Genomic DNA, 17,456 nt, shown 5'->3' with positions numbered 1-17,456 from the left:
CTCCGGACTCTGTTGACTCATAGGTGTCATCGGAGCTCGCGAGGCTCCACCCGCTCGGCCGGAACGCACAGGTTCGCAGGCGCCCCGCGCAACCGCGAAGGGGCGACCATGCGGATCTCCGTTCGGGAGCCGAAGGGACACGAACACGCCGCGTCGGCGGCCGGACGGTAACGGAGCAGATCATGTCGGTAGGGCGAATCGTCGCGCTGGTGGCGGCAACACTGGCGACCGGATTGATCGCGGGGGTTTTCTACGCGTACGCGATCTCGGTGATGCCCGCGCTGGCCCGGATGGACGATCGCGCGTTGATCGAGACCATGCAGAAGATCAATGTCGTGATCATCAACCCCGCCTTCATGATCGGGTTCCTCGGCACGGTCGGGTTCACCGTGCTCGCGGCGCTGCTGCATCTGGGCGCGGACCGCAGGATGACGCTGCTGTGGATCGCAGTCGCGTTGGTACTCAACGTGATCGCGTTCGCGGTGACCATCGCGCTCAACGTCCCGCTCAATGATCAGTTGATGGCGGCGGGCGATCCAGGGGCCGTCGCGGATCCGGCGGCGGTGCGCGCGGAGTTCGAATCCGCTTGGGTGCGTTGGAATATCGTGCGCGCGGTGCTGCACACGCTGGCGTTCCTGGTGCTGACGGGCGCGCTGTTCAGCGCGGGTCTGCAGCAGGGCCGCGACGATGCCGCGGCGCTGCCCGCGCAGCCGGGTGTCGCGGTCGCGCAGGCCCCGGCCCGAGCGGAACTCGTTTCAGAACCTACCCGTCAGTAACGGCCCCATCGGCGCTGGTCACTACGTAGCGTTCTGGAACGCGTTACAGAAATTGGGAGGGGTCATGCGCCGAGCACCCGTCACCGCCGTCATCGTCGCCGTCCTCGCCGCGCTGTGGGTCAGCTCGGCGGGGGCGGCGCAGGCCGAGCGATATCCGGTCGTCTACAACTTCTTCGCCGGCATCCCCGGCGAACTGACCAACCCCGGCGGCTCGCTGCCCGGCTCCAACGATTGGTCCTGCCGTCCCACCGCCGAACATCCCAACCCGGTGGTGCTGGCGCACGGCACCGGCGGCGGCGCGCAGACCAACTGGGGCACCTACGTCGCACTGCTGGCCAACGAGGGCTACTGCGTCTACGCGCTCACCTACGGCGCATACGACCTGCCCTGGCCGCTGTCGGCGCTCGGCGGCATGATGCCGATCCAGGACAACGCCGCCGAGTTCGGCGCCTTCGTCGACCGGGTGCTCGCCGCCACCGGCGCCGAGCAGGTCGATGTCGTCGCCCATTCGCAGGGCGGGCTGGTCGCCAATTACCTGGTCAAACGGCTCGGTGGGGCGGACAAGGTGGACAAGATCGTCTCGCTCGCGGTGCCATGGCTCGGCACCACCGCCTTCGGCATGGCCGATGTGGCCGCCTTCGCCCGCGCGGTCGGGCTGGGCGAGGCCTGGAACTCGATCCCGTGCCTGGCCTGTGCGCAGATGCCCGCAGGCGGGCCGTTCCTGGCCGAACTCAATGCCGACGGTATCTACCACCCCGGCGTGACCTACACCAATATCGTGGGCAATATGGAGGAGATCGTGGTGCCCTACACCTCGGCGGTGCCGCCGGGGCCGAACGTCACCAACATCGTCGTCCAGCACGGTTGCGCGCAGGATTACTCCGAACATCTCGGTATCGCGGGCAGCCCGCGGGCCGCGGCGCACGTGCTCAACGCCCTCGACCCTGCCCATCCCCGGGAAGTTCCGTGCCATTTCGTGGCGCCGTTCACCGGCTGAGCGCCCGATCGGCGATGTTCGCTGAGGGCAAAACCGCATCGGAAACGAAACCGGGAACAGCCACGTTATGAGTGAATGACCGTGCTGTCGCCGGTCGGCAATAGGGTGGACCGGCGGCGGCGGAATCCTCCGCCAACTAGAGTGGAGGCGGGGGCCGCAACCCCCGGGCTTCATGGCAGGCTGACGGCTAGGTTCGTCGGGTTTGGCGCCCAGGTTTGTTCGACAGCACACTGCGGCGTCTGTTGCCAGAATGTCGGAGCAGGAGAGTGAGGGAGCGATGTTCGAGAGGTTCACCGACCGCGCGAGGCGCGTCGTTGTCCTGGCCCAAGAAGAGGCCCGGATGCTCAACCACAACTACATCGGCACCGAGCACATCCTGCTGGGGCTGATCCACGAGGGTGAGGGCGTCGCGGCCAAGTCGCTGGAGTCGCTCGGCATTTCGCTGGAAGGCGTGCGCAGCCAGGTGGAGGAGATCATCGGGCAGGGCCAGCAGGCCCCGTCCGGGCACATCCCGTTCACCCCGCGCCCCAAGAAGGTGCTGGAGCTGAGCCTGCGCGAGGCCCTGCAACTCGGCCACAACTACATCGGCACCGAGCACATCCTGCTCGGCCTCATCCGCGAGGGTGAGGGCGTGGCGGCCCAGGTGCTGGTCAAGCTAGGCGCCGATCTCAACCGGGTGCGTCAGCAGGTCATCCAGCTGCTGTCCGGTTACCAGGGCAAGGAGCCGGTCGAGTCCGGTGCCCGTGGTGAGACCGGTACCCCGTCCACCTCGCTGGTGCTCGACCAGTTCGGCCGCAATCTCACCCAGGCCGCGCTCGAGGGCAAGCTCGACCCGGTCATCGGCCGCTCGAAGGAAATCGAGCGGGTCATGCAGGTGCTCAGCCGCCGCACCAAGAACAACCCGGTGCTGATCGGTGAGCCCGGTGTCGGTAAGACCGCCGTGGTGGAGGGCCTGGCCCAGGCCATCGTCAACGGCGAGGTTCCCGAGACGCTCAAGGACAAGCAGCTCTACACCCTCGACCTGGGTTCCCTGGTCGCGGGCAGCCGCTACCGCGGTGATTTCGAAGAGCGCCTGAAGAAGGTGCTCAAGGAGATCAACACCCGCGGCGACATCATCCTGTTCATCGACGAGCTGCACACGCTCGTCGGCGCGGGTGCCGCCGAGGGCGCGATCGACGCCGCCTCGATCCTGAAGCCGAAGCTGGCCCGCGGCGAGCTCCAGACCATCGGCGCCACCACCCTCGACGAGTACCGCAAGTACATCGAGAAGGACGCCGCCCTGGAGCGCCGGTTCCAGCCGGTCCAGGTGGGCGAGCCGACCGTCGAGCACACCATCAACATCCTCAAGGGTCTGCGCGACCGCTACGAGGCGCACCACCGGGTCTCCATCACCGACGGTGCCCTGGTCGCGGCCGCCACGCTGGCCGACCGCTACATCAACGACCGGTTCCTGCCGGACAAGGCCATCGACCTGATCGACGAGGCCGGCGCCCGCATGCGCATCCGCCGCATGACCGCACCGCCGGACCTGCGCGAGTTCGACGACAAGATCGCCGACGCCCGTCGCGAGAAGGAAAGCGCGATCGACGCGCAGGACTTCGAGAAGGCCGCGCGTCTGCGCGACAAGGAGAAGCAGCTCGTCGCCAAGCGTGCCGAGCGGGAGAAGCAGTGGCGCTCCGGTGATCTGGACGTCGTGGCCGAGGTCGACGACGAGCAGATCGCCGAGGTGCTGGCCAACTGGACCGGTATCCCCGTCTTCAAGCTCACCGAGGAGGAGACCACCCGTCTGCTCCGCATGGAGGACGAGCTGCACAAGCGGATCATCGGCCAGGAGGATGCGGTCAAGGCCGTATCCAAGGCCATCCGCCGCACCCGCGCCGGCCTGAAGGATCCGAAGCGTCCGTCCGGTTCGTTCATCTTCGCCGGCCCGTCCGGTGTCGGTAAGACCGAGCTGTCCAAGGCGCTGGCGAACTTCCTGTTCGGCGACGACGACGCGCTCATCCAGATCGACATGGGCGAGTTCCACGACCGCTTCACCGCCTCGCGGCTCTTCGGTGCCCCTCCGGGCTACGTGGGCTACGAGGAGGGCGGCCAGCTCACCGAGAAGGTGCGCCGCAAGCCGTTCTCGGTGGTGCTGTTCGACGAGATCGAGAAGGCGCACCAGGAGATCTACAACACCCTGTTGCAGGTGCTCGAGGACGGCCGTCTCACCGACGGCCAGGGACGCACCGTCGACTTCAAGAACACGGTGCTGATCTTCACCTCGAACCTGGGTACCTCCGACATCTCGAAGGCCGTGGGCCTGGGCTTCTCGCAGTCCAACGCCGAGGGCTCGAACTACGAGCGGATGAAGCTCAAGGTCAACGACGAGCTGAAGAAGCACTTCCGGCCCGAGTTCCTCAACCGCATCGACGACGTCATCGTCTTCCACCAGCTCACCACCGAGCAGATCGTGGAGATGGTGGATCTGATGATCAACCGCGTCGGTGTCCAGTTGAAGAACAAGGACATGGCGATGGAGCTCACCGATTCCGCCAAGAGCCTGCTGGCCAAGCGCGGCTTCGATCCCGTGCTCGGTGCCCGGCCGCTGCGCCGCACCATCCAGCGCGAGATCGAGGATCAGCTCTCGGAGAAGATCCTGTTCGGCGAGATCGGCCCCGGCCAGGTCGTCACGGTCGACGTCGAGGGCTGGGACGGCGAAGGCTCCGGCGAGGACGCCAAGTTCACCTTCACCCCCAAGGCGAAGCTGACCAAGGCCGCCGCCGAGGAGAAGCCCGAGGTCGTGCTGACCGGCGCCGCCGAAGGCACCACCGAGGCCGCCTCCGGCGAGTAACAACCGAGTCGACACGGGCCCGCTTCCTGATGGGAGCGGGCCCGTGCTCGTCTGCGGGTGGACGATGTTCCGTGCGCGCCGGCGGGTTGTGGGTGCGGGCAGGTCACCTTCGGGTTTCGCGTAGCACCGCCAGTCGTTCGCGGTATTGCGCCTCGGTGATCTCGCCGCGAGCGAACGAATTCCGCAACGCACCGACTCCGCTGTCGCGCCGGAACCTGGTCCGCGTCAGCACCACGGCGATCACGATCACGGTGATCCAGAACAGCAGCGGGAAGATCCAGAAGAACGGCCAGGGATGCCAACCGCCGTCGTAATGGTCGGCGAGCAGCGTGGCGGTTTCAGGTGTCAGGTAAGTGGTCATGCCACGAGAGTGCGCCCGCGAGCACCGTGACCACATCGGTCGCGCGTTCCTGCTTCCACTACGTCTGCGGGCGTACGGGAACGGCAGATCCGCACGATCACCCCGGCTGCGTCGCGTCGGCTATCCGGCAGACCGGAGCCAGAGGCCGTAGCCGGGCCAGCATCACCCGCCGACAACCCGGTTTTACTGCCAGCCCGGGCGCACCAGGCCGGATTCGTAGGCCAGGACCACCAGTTGGGTGCGGTCGCGGGCGTTCAGCTTGGTGAGGATGCGGCTGACGTGGGTGCGGGCGGTGGCCGGGCTCATGTAGAGGCGTTCGCCTATTTCGGCGTTGGTGAGGCCCTCGGCGACCAGGGTGAGCACCTCGCGTTCACGGTCGGTGAGCTCGGAAAACGTCGCGGGCGGGGGCTGTTTGGCGTGTTCGGAGAATTCGGCGATCAGGCGGCGGGTGACGCCGGGGGACAGCAGCGCGTCTCCGGCGGCGACGACGCGGACCGCGCGCACCAGGTCGGCGGGCTCGGTGTGCTTGACCAGGAAACCGGTGGCGCCCGAGCGCATCGCCTCGAAAACGTATTCGTCCAGTTCGAAGGTGGTCAGCACGACCACCTTCACCTCCGCCAGTTTGGGATCGTCGGCGATCATGCGGGTGGCGGCGAGGCCGTCGAGGATCGGCATCCGGATATCCATCAGCACCACGTCGGGGGTGAGCGCGCGCGTCATCCGCACGGCCTGTTCGCCGTTGTCGGCCTCGCCGACCACCTCGATGCCGTCCTGCGCGTCGAGCAGGGCGACGAAACCTCCCCGCACCAGCGCCTGATCGTCGGCGACCAGCACCCGAATGGTCATCGCGGCTCCGTTCCGCAGTGGCCGTCGGACGGGTCCGGGTGTGCCCGGCCGTTGGCTCCCGAGGGTGCTGTGGTGCGCGCGGGCTGCCGGTGGATGGCTGAGTTCGAGCCCGCGGTGGGGCCGGAGGGCCGACCCGGCTGCGTGGTCGCGCGTGCGGCTGCCGCCGGGTCGGCCTCGTCCTGAGCCGAACCCTGCGGCTGGTCTCGGCCGTTCCGGCCGGGCGGGTCGGCGGGTGGTTGCGCACGCGATGTTCCCGTCGCGGGCGGGCGGTCCTGCGCCGGACCGGAGGCGTCGCCCACCGAGGTCGTGTCGCCGGCCGCCTGCCCAGCTGCGCCGGCCCGCTCGGCTTTCGCACCGGGCGAGGTCGAGTTCGCCCGCTCACTCGACGTCGCGGGCCGCACCGGCAACCGCGCCGCGACCCGGAAACCTCCGCTCGGCCGCGGCCCTGCCGTCAGCGCCCCGCCGAGCGCATGGGCCCGTTCCCGCATCCCGATGATCCCGTTGCCGCCGGTGCTCCCGGTGCGGACGGGCGCGCTGGTGGGGCGGGTGTTGTCGATGGTGAAATCGACCGAGTCGGGGGTGTAGCGCACGGTGACGGTGGCGTCCGCGCCGGGCGCGTGCCGCACGACATTGGTCAGCGACTCCTGGATGATCCTGGCGGCGGCCACGTCGATGACGCTCGGCAGCGGCGCGACGGTGCCGAGCACCCTGGTGTGCACGGTCAGCCCGGCTTCGCGGATGCGATGCAGCAGTTCGTCCAGATCGGCGATGCTCGGCGCGGGGCTGCGCGGCGCGGCCGGTACTGCGGTCTGATCGGCCGGCTCTGGCTCGGTCGTGGAGTGGTCCTGGCCCTCGGCCATGGTGCCGGTATCGGCGCCGAGGGCATCGGCTCGCCGTGCGGGTCCCGGCATCTCGGTGCGCCGCCGCCTGGCCCGCGCGCGCCGCCGGCGGCTTCGGCTGGCGCGCTGATCGGGGTCCGGGATCGCCTCGGGCTCGGCCGCGGAGCCCTCGCCGCCGACCGGGCTCCCGGTGCGGATGGTGTGCAGCAGCGTGTGTACCTCGGCGAGCGCATCCTTGCTCGCGCCCTTGATGGCGGCCAACGCGGAGGCGGCCTGTTCCGGTTTCTTGTCGAACAGTTCCAGCGCCACCGACGCCTGCACATTGATCAGCGACAGACTGTGGGCCAGCACGTCGTGCAGCTCCCGGGCGATGGCCAGCCGCTCCTCGCTGGCCTGGCGCCTGCGCTGGGCTTCCTCGTCGCGCCGCGCCGCTTCGGCTCGCTGCCTGCGCGCCTCGAGCACCGCCTGGCGCTGGCGGATCCCCTCGGCGATGCCGACCAGCACCGCGAGCCACGCCATCAACCCGAAGATCTGCCACACCTCGGTGGGGCGGCCCAGCAGGGCGGGTAGCGGCCACACGATCACCAGGTAGCCGAGCGGCACCAGGGGATAGGTCCACCACCGTGATCCGCGGGTGGCCGCGGTGAGGAAGGCGATCACCAGCGAGATGAAGATCGGCCCGTAGCCGTAGTCCAGCGACAGATAGCTCACGCATGCCGCGAGCGTGACGAACAGGACCGGCAGCGGCTCATATCTGCGGAAGATCAGCGCGACCGGCCCGACCAGCAGCAGCGCGTAGCCGAGGGCGTCGAGGGAACGCACCCCGGTCTGGCCGAAGTTGGCTCCGCGCCCGCCGAACACCTGCACCGCGGCGACGACAAGCGCCACCCCCCAGTCCCATCCGACCAGGCCACGACCCGCCATCCCGAACTCCCGCACCTTATGCACCCTATTCGCCCAGTAGCCGGAATCCATCCGTACCGACGCGTATTTCCCGGATACGCGCCGTGCACACCCTCGCATCCGCCCGGCTCGCTACGTCAACGGGCGTACCCGAAGCCGCGTCCGGCGACGGATGTGGCCGCAGCCCACGACGAGGAGGGTTTCGGTCATGACGGATTCGATTGTGGTGACCACAAAGCTGACCAAGCGGTACGGCACCCATCTCGCGGTGGATCGGGTGGATATGCGGGTGCGGCCGGGCGAGATCTACGGATTTCTCGGGCCCAACGGTGCGGGCAAGACGACGACGTTGCGGATGCTCGTCGGGCTGATCGCACCGAGCTCCGGTTCGGCGACGGTGCTCGGTCAGGCACCGGGCGATCCCACGGTGGTGCGCCGCGTCGGCGTACTGATCGAGGGGCCGGGTTTCTACCCGTACCTTTCGGGCCGGGACAACCTGCTGGTCATGGCGCGTTACCGGGGCCTCGGCCGGGCGCAGGTGGCCGAGGCCTTGCAGCGGGTGGGCCTGGCCGGACGCGCCGACGACCGCTACCGCACCTATTCCCTTGGCATGAAGCAGCGCCTCGGTGTCGGCGCCGCGCTGCTCGGGCGCCCGGATCTGCTGATCCTGGACGAGCCGACCAACGGCCTCGATCCGGCGGGCATGGCGGAAATGCGTTCGCTGATCACGGATCTGGCCGCCGACGGGCACACCGTGTTGTTGTCGAGTCACATGCTCAGCGAGGTGCAGGAGATCTGTGATCGGGTCGGCGTCATCTCCGGCGGCAGGCTGCTGGCCGAGTCGACTGTGGCCGAATTGCGCGGCGCCGCGACCTTGTTGGTTCGCGCCGCGCCCGCCGACATCGCTGTGCCGGCCATCCGTGCGGTGCTCGGCGAGCCGGTGACGCTCACCGCGGCTGGCATCCGGATCGAGGCGGGCGCGGACGCGGCGCCGAAAATCGCTCGCGCCGTGCTCGAATCGGGCGCCGATCTGCTCGAACTTCGCGTCGATGAGAAATCCCTCGAGGAAGTGTTCTTCGAGATGACCGGTCTGGAGGCAGTGAGATGAGTGTGCGCACCACGGCGGTATCGGATCTGATCGCCAGTATGCGAGCCGAGCGGCTGCGGCTGACGAAATGGCCCGCGTTCTGGATCATTCTCGGCACCTGGATCCTGCTGAACCTGACCTTCGCCTACCTGTTCAACTACCTGGCCTACCGGTCCGGCGAACAGACCTCGATGTCGGACGGACTGCCGAAAGACCAACTGCTCCAGCAGTTGCTGCCCGCCGCGGTGCCGGAGGTGTTCACGCAGGGCATGGCCATGTTCGGTGGGGCGTTGATGCTGATTCTCGGTGCGCTGGCAATCGGCAGCGGCTATGGCTGGGGAACCTGGAAAACCGTGCTCACTCAGGGGCCCTCGCGCATCGTGGCGATCGCGGCGACGCTGCTCTGCCTCGCGGTCGTGGTGGTGGGCCTGGTGGTCGTCGCCTTCGCGGTGGATCTCGGCGTTGCCTCGCTGATCGCGAGTAGTGAATCGCAGCCGGTGGCGATGCCTTCGGTGCGGCATTCGCTGGACGGGATCGTCAGCGGCAGCCTGATCCTGGGCATGTGGACGTTGGCGGGCGCGCTGATCGGCGCGATCGCGCGTGGTCCGGCGCTGGCCGTCGGTCTCGGGCTGGTCTGGGTGCTGGTGGTGGAGAATCTGCTGCGCGGCGTCGCGGGCATTTTCGACCCGATCGAGGTGGTCACCGATCGGCTGCCAGGCACCGCCGCCGGTTCATTGGCGGGGGCCATGCGCAGCACCGATGCCCCGCCGACGCCCGGCGTGCTCGACATCCTGACCCGAGCCGAATCCGTGCTCGCGCTGACGATCTACACCGTCGTCTTCGTACTGGCCACGATCTGGCTGATCCGCCGCCGCGATCTGGTCTGAATCTCAGCGCCCGAGCAGGGCGTGCGCGAGCTGCCGCAAGGCCCCGGCGATCTGTGCCGGGGCCAAGCCGCGTGCGCGTTGCTGCTGGTAGACCTCGGCCGCCAGCGGTGCGAGCAGCGGGTCGACCATGGCGTCGGGGTCGGGCACGTCCGCAGCCCGCAGTAGCGCACGGACATGCGCGAACCAGAACCCGTACGCGCCGGTGGTGAAGCGGGCGCCGCCGGTTTCGGCGCCGAGCACCAGCCCGGAATGGGTGTCGAGCAGTTCCACCATGGCCGCGTAGAAGGCGGCAAGCCGTTCGGCCGGCGGTGCGCCGGGGCCGAGCGGTGGGGCGCCACGCACCAGCTGTTCTTGCAGGGCCCGTTCGTGTTCGTCGAGCAGTGCGACGGCGATCGAATGCGTATCCGGATAGCGGCGGTACAGGGTGCCGCGGCCGACGCCCGCGGCCTTGGCGATGTCGTCCATGGTCACCGTGCGCGGATCGCGCGCGGCGAAGAGCTCGGCCGCCGCCGTGAGCACCTTGGCCCGATTGCGGGCGGCGTCGGCGCGCTCGACGGGAGCGCTGCCCGCACCGCCGGCCAGCAGGTCGGCAGGGGAATCCATGCCCGCGACTGTAGCCGATCCAGGATTATGTGGACAAGCTGTCCACTTTTGCCCTACAGTCGCGTCGTAGGTAAGTGGACACAATGTCCGCTTGATCGGAAGGATGTCGATGACCACCCTGTTGCACCTCGATGCGAGCGCTCGCCACCCATCGATAAGCCGCAGCCTGAGCGCTGCCTTCGCCGCCGAGTGGCGCGCGGGCAACCCGGACGGCGATTACCGCTACCGCGATCTCGCACTGGATCCGGTGCCGTTCATCGACCAGGGCTGGACCGAACTGTGCGATCTCGTGCTGGCCAACGGCAGTACCGAGCTGGAGCGCATCGGCGAATTGGCGCACACGCCGGCCCAGCGCGCGGCCTGGTCCGTCACCGGGCCACTGCTCGAGGAATTACTCGCCGCCGACGTCGTGCTGATCGGCACGCCCATGTACAACTATTCGATCCCGGCCGTCCTGAAGGCCTGGATCGATCAGGTGGCGTTCCCGCGAATGTCACTGGGCCACAGGCGGTTCGTGGTGACCAGCGCGCGTGGTGGGGCCTACTCGCCCGGTTCACCGAAGGCCGGCTACGACCATCAGGAACGCTTTCTGCGCGATTTCTTCGCCGGTCATTTCGCCGTGCGCGATGCGGTGTTCGTGAATGCCGAGCTGGCCAATTCCCGGCTCGATCCGGGCCTTGCGCACCTGCGCGCCGATCATGAGCGCTCCTATGACCTGGCCCTGAAAACGGTGCGTGAGCTGGCCGGGCGGTACTGATGAGCTGGTTGATCCTCGGCCTCGCGGGGCTGGTGGAAATCGCGTGGTCGCAGTCCATCAAGCCGACGGAGAATTTCACCCGCCCGCTGCCGACCCTGCTGTGCTTCGCGCTCGGGACCTTCGCGGTCTACCTGTTGTCGCGGGCCATGCAAACGCTGCCGGTCGGCACCGCGTACGCGGTCTTCACCGGAATCGGCGCGGTCGGGGCCGTCGTGCTCGGCGTGGCCGTGCATCGTGATCCGTTGAGCGCGGGAAGATTTGTGGCATTGTCGCTGATCGTCGGCGGGATCGTGCTGGCCAAGATGACCGATCACGGATGATCGGATCACCGCTGCCGCAAACGGTCGGACGGGCCCGGGCGCGCGGGTAAGGTCGGTCTGATGGTCGATCAGCATGTGCGTTATCCGGACCTGTCGGCACGGCCTCACGAGCTCACCGTCGAACGGGTCATGACCGCGTCACCGACATTGTTGTACCTGGCCTGGACCCAGGGCTTCGATATCTGGTTCGCGATCCCCGAATCGGTTCGCATGCGCCCGCAGGTGGGTGAACCCTTCTACTTCGAAGCCGACAATCAGGGCACGCCCGTCCCGCATTACGGTCGCTTCCTTCGGCTCGAGCCGGACCGCCGCATCGAGCTGACCTGGGTCACCGGCGCGGGCGGCACCGAGGGTGCGGAGACCGTGGTCCGGGTGGAATTCGTGAAACAGCCACGCGGCATTCGAATCAAGCTGCGGCACAGCGGGTTCCCGAACCAGGAAGCCTGCGATCGGCATCGCGCCGCGTGGCCCGCCGTCCTCGAGCAGCTGGACAAACGAACTTCCGCCGCGGTCTGAGCGGTGCGGGTAGGTTCGAGCGGAGAACCTACCGACAAACCGATCGTGGAAAGGACTGTGATGCCCACACGTACCGCGCGCACCGCATGGACCGGCGGCCTGCAGGACGGCACCGGACAGGTCGAGCTGGCCAGCTCGGGCGCAGGCAAGTACGACGTGTCGTTCCCGAAGCGGGCCGCCGACAACGCCGAGGGCACCACAAGCCCGGAGGAACTGATCGCGGCCGCGCATTCGTCCTGCTACGCGATGGCGTTGTCGGCCGAGATCGGCAATGCCGGCGCCACCCCGCGCAGCCTCGACGTCACCGCCGATGTCACCCTCGGGCCGGATCCGGCGGGCGGCTTCCGCATCAGCGGAATCAAGATCACCGTCCGCGGCCGCGTCGACGGTCTCGACGAGGCCGGCTTCCGCACCGCCGCCGAAGCCGCCAAGGCCGGTTGCCCGGTCAGCAAGGCCCTCGCCGGGGTCGACAACATCACCCTGGACGCCGCACTGGAGTCGTGAGTCGGCACCGCCCGGGTCCATTCCGCAACGGAAAGCCTGGGCGGCCATCGGCGCGAAGGCCGCACCCCCGAATCGGGAAGCCCGGAACCTCCGGCGAAAAGGCAGTGCCGGTCACGGATACCGACACTGTCCTGTGTGCTTCTCGATGCGGGATCAGCCCGCGGCGGTAGCCGCCTCTCGCACCGGGGCATCGGTGCGGCCGGCGAACTCGGTGAGCATGGCGTAGCCGAGGCCGAGGCAGGCCCACAGCGTCGTCGAGACCGCGAGTGAGGAGATCCGGAACTCCCACAGCAGGCTCGCCGGGAAGTCGGCGCCCACCTCGTTCACGCCCGGCAGAACGATGTAGCCGATGGTGGTGAGCAGCACGAAGGCGGCCACACCCGCGGTGAGCCGGAGGGTATCCGGGCGGCCGGCCAGCAGCTTCCAGACGTATACGCCCGCCCCGACGGCGGCCAGGCCGAGCAGCACCGCCGCCAGCCACAGCAGCGTCCGGTCGTTGATCGTCTCCGGATCGCCGACCGCAGGCGGGTTGGCCGGGTACTTGAAGAACGGCACGGCGATGATCGCGGCCCAGCCGCCGATGCCGAGCCCGAGGGCCAGCTTCGGCCCCGACAGCGCGGTGTAGCGCCGCGCGACGTGGGCGACGGCACCGAAGATCGCACCGAACGCCATCCCGGCCAGCCCGAGCGCGAGGAACTGGCCCGCCTTCTGGCCGCTACGGCTGACCAGCGGTTCTTCCTCGTCGCCATGGGAGTGACCGGCGGAGGGCTGTTCGCCGTGCGAATGTCCGCCGGATTCGGCGGCCGCGCCGGCTTCCTCGATGGCGATGGCCGCCTCCACCTTGGGCTCGCCGACGAAATAGCCGACGGTGCCCGCCAGCAGGCCGGCGATCAGGCCGGCCAGCAGACCACGAAGCAAGAGGGTGCGCAGAGTTCCGATCAGTGGCACGGAAGACCCAGCAGGTGGCGTCCGTCGTGCATCAGCTCATGCATGAACATCCCGCTGCGCGAGATGGCGCCCTGATCGAATCCGACCAGGTAGAGGGTGAGCAGAGCGAGCAGAACGACACCGACCGTGATGAGCACGGTGGCCAGGGAATCGGTGACCCGGGCGGATACGCCAGGGGTGTGCACGAAGGCCATTGCAGTCCTCCTTGGGATAAACGCGTCCCGTCGAAGTGGTCGCGAAGGTGCCGGTGTCTGGCTTTCCGGCACCGAACCCGGTGGCTGGAACACAGTGGCGCGACCGCTCCGGATTTGCACCGGATTCCCGCGTCACCTACGCGTTTGTCCCTCGAACTGTGACACCCCGCGGCGGCCGTCGTCAATATCGGATGGCGACGGCTGCCGTGGCGAATAGGGCGTCAGCTCGCGGAGGCGGCCTTGCCCGCGACGTCGAGCACGACCTCGAATTCGAGCAGCGAGGCACCGGTGGCGACCGGCTTCTGCTGCTGGCCCGCATGCGCCTCGCGGGCCGGGCCGTCGCGCCAGGCGGCGAAGGACTCTTCCGAATCCCATTGCGTCACCACGAAGTACCGGTTCTCGCCCGCGGTCGGACGCAGCAGCTGGAAACCTAGGAAGCCGGGCGAGTTCTCCACCGCGTGTGCCCGGTGGGCGAACCGCTTCTCCAGCTCGGGGCCCGCGCCCTCGGGAACCTCGATCGCATTGATCTTCACAACAGACATGCCACGATTGTGCCCCCTTGTCCCGCGACCGCGGCCGGGTGCGACCGGTATCACCGATGGGTGCGGCACAATCGCGGACGTGTTGTACGACGAAGGCGGGACGGGCACGCCGCTGCTGCTGTTGCACGGCCTGATGGGCAGCGCCCGCACCTGGCGCGATCACCTGGACTGGCTGCGCGGCTTCGGCCACGTCTACACCTTCGACGCCGCCGGGCACGGCAGGCCGGCCCCCGCCGAACTGAGCACCGAGGCGTTCGTCGCCGATCTGGCCGCCGCGACCGCGCCCATCGCCGAGCCGATGGTGGTGATCGGGCACTCGATGGGCGGGCTGCACGCCTGGATGTTCACCGCGCAGTTCCCCGAACGGGTGAAAGCGCTGGTGGTCGAGGATATGGCCCCGGATTTCACCGGTCGAACGGCCGCGCACTGGGCGGCCATGATCGAGGCCTGGCCGCAGCCGTTCCCGGACGAGCGGGCGGTGCTCGACTTCTTCGGCCCCGTCGCCGGACGCTACTTCCTCGCCTCCTTCGACCACGGCCCCGACGGCTACCGGCTGCACGGTTCGGTCTCCACCTTCCGCGACATCTCCGAGGAATGGGGCACGCGCGATTTCTGGGCCCAGTGGCGCACGATCCGCGTGCCCGCGCTGCTGATCGAGGGCGAACACACCATCACCCCGCCGGGCCAGATGCGCGCCATGGCGGAGGTCCATCCGGGGGCCGAATACGTGCTGGTCCCCGACGCGGGCCACCTGGTGCACGACGATCAGCCCGAGCGTTATCGGGCGGAGGTGACCCGGTTCCTCGGCGGGGTGCTCGGGACCGAGGGATCGAACGGTACCGTCGACTGCACCGCGAGGACTCGGACTGCCGCGCATGGTCGCGTCGATGATGCGCACAATGCGGGCGAACGGGCGGTCGGCCCAGGGAATTCGAGAGCGGCGACCGATACCGAGACGTGCTGAGCGTCAACTCGGACCGGGCTCCACTCGGCCGGCTCGGCCCCGATTCGTATCGGCGAGCTCGAGCCCGGCTCAGGGGTTTGCGTCGGCGAACGCAAGTCAGGCTCTTGGCTCGGCGTCGGCCGGCCCCGGTTCTCGGGTTCGTGCGCGAACTCAGCTCCCGGGCTCGCGGTGCCCGGCCTCGCCCGCCAGCGCGAACAGCCCGTCGGCGGTCTGCTCGATCAGCCCGTCCACCAGCAGCGAATCCAGGGCACGGTCACGCTGGCCCGGGTCCCGGGTCCATGCCATGTCGAGCCGCACCCGTTCCACCGGCCCGGCCGCATCACGCAGCACGTCCATGAGCCGGCCGCGGGCCTGCCGGTCGGTGCCCTCGTACTTCTGCGTGCGCCGCACCACCTGCGAAGCGGGCCTGCCCGCCTCGTTCCACGCGCACCGCGGCAGTGGGCAGTTGTCGCAGCCGGGGGAGCGGGCGGTGCAGATCAGCGCGCCCAGTTCCATCAGAGCGGCGGAGAAGGTCGCGGCCCTCGGCACCGACGCGGGCAGCAGCGCCTCGGTCTCGCGCAGATCCCTCGCCGAAGGATTACCCGCATCGGCGCGCCCGTGTACCGCGCGGGCAACGACCCGGCGAACGTTGGTGTCCACCACCGGAACTCGCTGCCCATAGGCGAAACACGCGACGGCGCGGGCGGTGTAATCGCCGATGCCGGGCAGGCCGAGCAGCACCTCGACGTCCTCGGGCACCCGATCACCGTGCTCGCTCGCCAGCACCCGCGCGCATTCGTGCAGCCGCAGCGCACGGCGCGGATAGCCGAGCTTGCCCCAGGCCCGCAGCACCTCCGCCTGCGAGGACGCCGCCATGGCCGAGGGCACCGGCCAGCGCGCCACCCATTCCCGCCAGATCGGCTCGACTCGCGCCACCGGTGTCTGCTGGAGCATGATCTCGCTCATCAGGATCTGCCAGGCACTCACGCCCGGCCGGCGCCAGGGCAGATCTCGCGCGGTGGCCCGGTACCAGTCCAGTAGGGCGTCCGGGTCCACCGTCGCTGTCTCGGGCGTCGTCCTCACCTGCTGCTCACCGCGTTCGTTCGGGCCTGGCCAGACGGTGTTAGCGGCCCCGTAACGGGAACCGACTCGTCGGTAACACACGATCTGTGCAAAATGGACACATGCCTCAGTCGAACCCGATCAGCGCCTGGAAATCCCTTCGCGACGGCAACGACCGTTTCGTCAACGGCACGTTGTTGCATCCTAATCAGGGCGCCGCGGATCGAGCCAAGCTCGTCGGCGGTCAGCATCCGACCGCCATCCTCTTCGGTTGCGGTGATTCCCGGGTGGCCGCCGAGCTCATCTTCGACCAGGGCCTCGGCGACATGTTCGTGGTGCGCACGGCAGGCCACGTCGTCGACTCGTCGGTGCTCGGCTCCATCGAATACGGCGTGCAGATCCTCAACGTGCCGCTGATCGTGGTGTTCGGCCACGACAGCTGCGGTGCGGTGAAGGCCACCCTCGACGCCCTCGACGGCGGTGAGGTCCCCGGCGGGTTCATCCGGAGTCTGGTCGAGCGCGTCACCCCGTCGGTGCTGCTCGGTCGCCGCGAAGGACTGTCCACCGTCGACGAGTTCGAAGCGCGCCACGTCCAGGAGACCGCCGAACTGCTGCGTCAGCGTTCGTCGATCATCGCCGACCGGGTCGCCAGCGGGCAGCTCGCGATCGCGTGCGTCACCTACACCCTGGCCGACGGCAGGGCCAAGCTGCACAGCTCGCTCGGTGACATCGGCGAGGTCGCCTGAGCCGCGAACGCTCACATACGCCCAGCTCTCGGTGGGTGCACGGGGCGTCGTCGACACGGTTGACGCCCCGACACGCCGTGCCCCTGAGTTGCTGTGCCGAGCGGTGCGCTTACCGTTGACTCGTGCTGGAACCGAATGGACCGCTGCCTCCGGAGATCTATTGGCGGCGACGTGTTTTTGCCATCGGCGTACTGGTCGTCGCGCTCGTGCTGGTGATCTGGCTGGTGGTCGCGGTATCGCGGGGCGGGGATTCGCCCGGCGATACCCAGGCGGCGGCGACGTCGTCGACCGAGACGAACAAGCCGGCGGGGCAGGCTTCGACGAAGAAGGAAGCCGCGGCCGAATCGTCCACGCCGTCCGGCTCCGGCACCCCCAGCAGCGGCGCGCCGGTAGCGGCCGGTCAATGCTCGGATCAGTCGCTCGCGGTGAAGGTGACGGTCGCCCAGCCCACCTATCGGGTGGGTGAGCAGCCGGTCTTCGGCATCGTCATCACCAATATTTCCGCCGATCCCTGCACCCGCGATACGGGTTCGGGCCTCCAGCAGGTCTCCGTGCACACCCTCGACGGCCAGCGGCGGCTGTGGGCAAGCACCGATTGCTATCCGGACGGCGAGCCCGATGTCCGCACCTTGCAGCCGGGCGAGCAGGCCGCCTTCACCGTCACCTGGACCGGCGCGACCTCGCAGCCGGAATGCGCGGGGGAGCGGGTGCAGGTTCCTGCGGGCGCGTACACCGTGGTGGCGCAACTGGGCGCGATCCGCAGTGCGCCGGAGCCGTTCAACATCGCCTAGG

At 68.8% G+C, this 17,456-nt stretch carries 20 protein-coding genes and 1 riboswitch; of the genes, 12 read left to right on the top strand and 8 right to left on the bottom strand.

From position 1 onward, the window contains the following. The first annotated feature begins 182 nt into the window (after positions 1-182). From GV790_RS13150 to GV790_RS13140, 3 genes are all read left to right on the top strand, one after another. The gene (locus GV790_RS13150) at positions 183-776 is read left to right on the top strand and encodes an anthrone oxygenase family protein (protein ID WP_163813637.1); all 594 of its coding nucleotides are present in this window, start codon (positions 183-185) and stop codon (positions 774-776) included. Positions 777-840: 64 nt separating this feature from the next. Further along, positions 841-1,773 (top strand): esterase/lipase family protein, encoded by a 933-nt coding sequence (locus GV790_RS13145; protein ID WP_163813636.1) that lies wholly within the window; start codon positions 841-843, stop codon positions 1,771-1,773. A gap of 277 nt (positions 1,774-2,050) precedes the next feature. Next, positions 2,051-4,606 (top strand): ATP-dependent Clp protease ATP-binding subunit, encoded by a 2,556-nt coding sequence (locus tag GV790_RS13140; protein ID WP_163813635.1) that lies wholly within the window; start codon positions 2,051-2,053, stop codon positions 4,604-4,606. A 103-nt stretch (positions 4,607-4,709) separates the two neighbouring features. On the opposite strand, the gene GV790_RS13135 is transcribed toward GV790_RS13140, so the two are convergent. The 3 genes from GV790_RS13135 to GV790_RS13125 form a co-directional block, all read right to left on the bottom strand. Next, a complete protein-coding gene (locus GV790_RS13135; protein WP_163813634.1) occupies positions 4,710-4,967 on the bottom strand; it encodes a hypothetical protein in 258 nt (85 codons plus the stop codon). A gap of 183 nt (positions 4,968-5,150) precedes the next feature. Further along, positions 5,151-5,813, bottom strand: a complete 663-nt coding sequence (locus GV790_RS13130) for a response regulator transcription factor (RefSeq protein WP_163813633.1) — start codon at positions 5,811-5,813, stop codon at positions 5,151-5,153. Continuing rightward, complete coding sequence (locus GV790_RS13125; RefSeq protein WP_280213578.1) at positions 5,810-7,591, bottom strand: histidine kinase; 1,782 nt, start codon at positions 7,589-7,591, stop codon at positions 5,810-5,812. Before GV790_RS13125 ends, GV790_RS13130 begins: the two co-directional genes overlap by 4 nt. Positions 7,592-7,763: 172 nt before the next feature. Here GV790_RS13125 and GV790_RS13120 point away from each other — a divergent pair, with 172 nt between their 5' ends. Both GV790_RS13120 and GV790_RS13115 read left to right on the top strand, forming a co-directional pair. Further along, positions 7,764-8,663 carry an ABC transporter ATP-binding protein gene (locus GV790_RS13120; RefSeq protein ID WP_163813632.1) on the top strand — a complete coding sequence of 300 codons (900 nt, stop codon included), beginning with the start codon at positions 7,764-7,766 and terminating at the stop codon, positions 8,661-8,663. Further along, a complete protein-coding gene (locus GV790_RS13115; RefSeq protein WP_163813631.1) occupies positions 8,660-9,529 on the top strand; it encodes an ABC transporter permease subunit in 870 nt (289 codons plus the stop codon). The genes GV790_RS13120 and GV790_RS13115 overlap by 4 nt, the downstream gene beginning before the upstream one ends. Positions 9,530-9,532: 3 nt before the next feature. Here GV790_RS13115 and GV790_RS13110 read toward each other — a convergent pair whose 3' ends face one another. After that, positions 9,533-10,132, bottom strand: coding sequence for a TetR/AcrR family transcriptional regulator (locus GV790_RS13110; protein ID WP_163813630.1), 600 nt, complete (start codon positions 10,130-10,132; stop codon positions 9,533-9,535). A 109-nt stretch (positions 10,133-10,241) separates the two neighbouring features. Here GV790_RS13110 and GV790_RS13105 point away from each other — a divergent pair, with 109 nt between their 5' ends. The 4 genes from GV790_RS13105 to GV790_RS13090 are packed head-to-tail and all read left to right on the top strand — an operon-like array spanning position 10,242 to position 12,229. Continuing rightward, the gene (locus GV790_RS13105; protein WP_163813629.1) at positions 10,242-10,889 is read left to right on the top strand and encodes an FMN-dependent NADH-azoreductase; all 648 of its coding nucleotides are present in this window, start codon (positions 10,242-10,244) and stop codon (positions 10,887-10,889) included. Next, complete coding sequence (locus GV790_RS13100; RefSeq protein ID WP_163813628.1) at positions 10,889-11,209, top strand: DMT family transporter; 321 nt, start codon at positions 10,889-10,891, stop codon at positions 11,207-11,209. The genes GV790_RS13105 and GV790_RS13100 overlap by 1 nt, the downstream gene beginning before the upstream one ends. Before the next feature lie 60 nt (positions 11,210-11,269). Then, complete coding sequence (locus GV790_RS13095; RefSeq protein ID WP_163813627.1) at positions 11,270-11,725, top strand: SRPBCC family protein; 456 nt, start codon at positions 11,270-11,272, stop codon at positions 11,723-11,725. Between the two features lie 60 nt (positions 11,726-11,785). Continuing rightward, the gene (locus tag GV790_RS13090) at positions 11,786-12,229 is read left to right on the top strand and encodes an OsmC family peroxiredoxin (RefSeq protein ID WP_163813626.1); all 444 of its coding nucleotides are present in this window, start codon (positions 11,786-11,788) and stop codon (positions 12,227-12,229) included. Positions 12,230-12,382: 153 nt separating this feature from the next. On the opposite strand, the gene GV790_RS13085 is transcribed toward GV790_RS13090, so the two are convergent. The 3 genes from GV790_RS13085 to GV790_RS13075 all read right to left on the bottom strand — a co-directional run bounded on the left by GV790_RS13085 (position 12,383) and on the right by GV790_RS13075 (position 13,913). Next, positions 12,383-13,177 carry a CbtA family protein gene (locus GV790_RS13085; protein WP_163813625.1) on the bottom strand — a complete coding sequence of 265 codons (795 nt, stop codon included), beginning with the start codon at positions 13,175-13,177 and terminating at the stop codon, positions 12,383-12,385. Next, the gene (locus GV790_RS13080) at positions 13,168-13,371 is read right to left on the bottom strand and encodes a CbtB domain-containing protein (protein WP_014348729.1); all 204 of its coding nucleotides are present in this window, start codon (positions 13,369-13,371) and stop codon (positions 13,168-13,170) included. The genes GV790_RS13085 and GV790_RS13080 overlap by 10 nt, the downstream gene beginning before the upstream one ends. Positions 13,372-13,402: 31 nt before the next feature. Further along, positions 13,403-13,555, bottom strand: a riboswitch (cobalamin riboswitch). Positions 13,556-13,592: 37 nt separating this feature from the next. Then, a complete protein-coding gene (locus GV790_RS13075) occupies positions 13,593-13,913 on the bottom strand; it encodes an antibiotic biosynthesis monooxygenase family protein (RefSeq protein WP_163813624.1) in 321 nt (106 codons plus the stop codon). A 79-nt stretch (positions 13,914-13,992) separates the two neighbouring features. On the opposite strand from GV790_RS13075, the gene GV790_RS13070 reads away from it, so the two are divergent. Continuing rightward, positions 13,993-14,877: an alpha/beta fold hydrolase gene (locus GV790_RS13070; RefSeq protein WP_280213576.1), complete on the top strand. Its 885-nt coding sequence runs from the start codon at positions 13,993-13,995 to the stop codon at positions 14,875-14,877. A gap of 150 nt (positions 14,878-15,027) precedes the next feature. Here GV790_RS13070 and GV790_RS13065 read toward each other — a convergent pair whose 3' ends face one another. Further along, positions 15,028-15,939: an A/G-specific adenine glycosylase gene (locus GV790_RS13065; RefSeq protein WP_280213575.1), complete on the bottom strand. Its 912-nt coding sequence runs from the start codon at positions 15,937-15,939 to the stop codon at positions 15,028-15,030. 101 nt (positions 15,940-16,040) lie between these two features. Between GV790_RS13065 and GV790_RS13060 the strand changes: the two genes are divergently transcribed. Further along, a complete protein-coding gene (locus GV790_RS13060; protein WP_163813623.1) occupies positions 16,041-16,664 on the top strand; it encodes a carbonic anhydrase in 624 nt (207 codons plus the stop codon). 122 nt (positions 16,665-16,786) lie between these two features. Beyond that, complete coding sequence (locus GV790_RS13055) at positions 16,787-17,455, top strand: DUF4232 domain-containing protein (RefSeq protein WP_163813622.1); 669 nt, start codon at positions 16,787-16,789, stop codon at positions 17,453-17,455. Position 17,456: the final 1 nt, after the last annotated feature.

This window comes from Nocardia cyriacigeorgica, assembly GCF_010858045.1.
In the GTDB taxonomy this organism is placed as follows: Bacteria; Actinomycetota; Actinomycetes; order Mycobacteriales; family Mycobacteriaceae; genus Nocardia; species Nocardia cyriacigeorgica_E.
Note: the sequence above shows the minus strand (reverse complement) of the source record. Positions and strands in the feature narration are given on the sequence as shown.